This window comes from Rathayibacter sp. AY2B7 (assembly GCF_002931635.1).
Taxonomy (GTDB): domain Bacteria; phylum Actinomycetota; class Actinomycetes; order Actinomycetales; family Microbacteriaceae; genus Rathayibacter.
In genome coordinates this window covers 1-1,993 of the sequence record NZ_PSUC01000205.1, presented here as the reverse complement: position 1 = coordinate 1,993, position 1,993 = coordinate 1, and the positions used below count along the sequence as shown (strand labels likewise).

The following is a 1,993-nucleotide window of genomic DNA, read 5'->3' as shown; positions in this document are numbered from 1 at the left end:
GGCCGTGCACAGCCCGAGCACCAGGGCGAGAGCGGCGAGCGGAGTGTCGGCGGAGTAGCCGAGGCCCGCCCGCGCGAGCGCTGCGACGAGCGCCACCTGCAGCACGTAGACCGAGAGCGCGAGCGTGCCGATCGCCCGGAGCGGCACCAGCAGCCGCTGGACAGCGGTGGAGCGCGACGTGGTCAGCAGCACCACCGCGACGTAGGCCAGGAGCACGAGCCCGAGGTCGTGCAGGGTGTCCGGGAGGCTGCCGGAGGGCGACTCCACGCCGAGCAGGAGCGCGACCAGCGGCCGCACCGGATACGCGACGACCGCGACCGCCGCGAGCACCGGCAGCAGCCGGTCGCGCTGCGCGCCGTGCCGCAGCAGCAGGGCTCCGAGGAGGAAGAAGGGGAGCAGGTTGGTCGCGCGGTAGCTCGGCCCGGTGAAGAGCCAGAGAGCGAGCGGAGAGCCGGGTGCGGCGGCGGCGACCGCGGCGTTCGCGGGCCCGGCGGCGAGCGCGAGCACGGCGGCCAGCGCGGCGATCGTCCGGGAGCGGAGGAGGAGCAGCGGCGTGCCGAGCACGAGCACGACGCCGAGGTACTGCAGCACGATCGCGATCCAGCTGCCCCAGGTCTCGAGCCAGACGCCGAGTGCCACGAGCACCGCGCCGCGGATCGCGTTCCGCAGCAGCACCCGCCCGGGTGAGGCGCCGGGCCGCGCGAGCACCAGGGCCGCCGACATCCCCATCACCAGCGCGAACAGCGGCGACGCGAGATCGTTGACGTTCCACGCCAGGAACCCGACGACCCCCGTGCGGGCGCTCGGCACGAGCGGCATCGCGTGCGCGACGAGCATGGCCGCCACCGCCACTCCGCGCAGCACGTCGGGGGCGACCAGTCGGTCGTGCCGGAGTCGCGGAGCCGTCGCAGTCATCAAGCGAGAGTAGGCGCGCCCCCGCCGCCGCGCCCCGCGTGAGCGCACCTCGCGCCACCGGCCGTCCGCCGGGCCGTCGGCCGCGGCGCCGCCCGCTCCGCCGACGTGCGCTGCTGTCCGCTCCGCTCCGTCGGCTAGGGCCTCCGGCCGCCCGCTCCGATCCGTCGCTGACGGCCCGTTCCGTCCTCCCGCACGGGCCGTTCGTGACGGATCGACGCCCGGCGCCTTCCGGCAGGCACGCGCTCGCTCCGCATGCGGCGCCCAGGCGCGCCCGGCCCGCTCCGATCCGTCGCGGACGGCCCGTCCTGCGCTCCTCCGCGGGCCGTGAGCGACGGATCAGCGCCCGCCCGCGCCGCCGCCTCGCGCGGATCCCCGCCGCGATGCCCCGTCCGTGCCCTCGGCCTGCTCCGATGCGTCGCGAACGGCTCCTTCCGTCCTTCGGAAGCAACTGTTCGTGACCCCTCGGCGCGCGTTCGTCCGTACGCGCGCTCGCGCCGCCGCCTCGCGCTCGGCGCCGGGATGTCCCGGCCGTGCCCCCCGGACCGCTCCGATGCGTCGAGAACGGTCCCCTCCGCCCGTCGGAAGCGACCGTTCGTGACCCCTCGACGCCCGCCCGCCCGCGAGCGGCCCGCACTCGGCCCGCACCGAGCGCGACCGGGCATGCTGGACGGATGACCGACGCCGCCCCGTCCCCCGACCGCCCGCGCCGCGCCCGCAGCCAGCACGTGCTCACCGTGCTGCGGACCGAGCGCCTCACCGGCCACCTGGTCCGCGTGCACCTCGGCGGCGACGGGCTCGACGCGTTCCTCGCCGAGTCCGACCCCGAGCGCCTCGCCGCGACCGACCGCTACGTGAAGCTCTTGCTCCCGCCGCGCGGCTCCGACCTCCAGCCGCCCTTCGACCTCGACGCGCTCCGGGCGAGCGTCGCCCCCGAGCAGCTGCCCGTGCGCCGCACCTACACCGTCCGCTCGGTCGACCTCGAGCGGCGCTCGATCGCCGTCGACTTCGTCGTGCACGGCGACGAAGGGGTGGCGGGTCCGTGGGCGCTCGCCGCGGCTCCTGGCGACCGGATCGCGCT

The 1,993-nt window shown here is 76.8% G+C and carries 2 protein-coding genes; one reads left to right on the top strand and one right to left on the bottom strand.

Going from position 1 to position 1,993, the window contains the following annotated elements:
• Positions 1–915, bottom strand: a 915-nt coding sequence (locus C5C27_RS17385; RefSeq protein ID WP_146079761.1) for a heparan-alpha-glucosaminide N-acetyltransferase domain-containing protein, incomplete at its 3' end; no start/stop codon positions are given.
• A gap of 671 nt (positions 916–1,586) precedes the next feature.
• Between C5C27_RS17385 and C5C27_RS17380 the strand changes: the two genes are divergently transcribed.
• Positions 1,587–1,993 (top strand): siderophore-interacting protein (locus C5C27_RS17380; protein WP_181133589.1); only part of this gene is annotated, 407 nt, incomplete at its 3' end.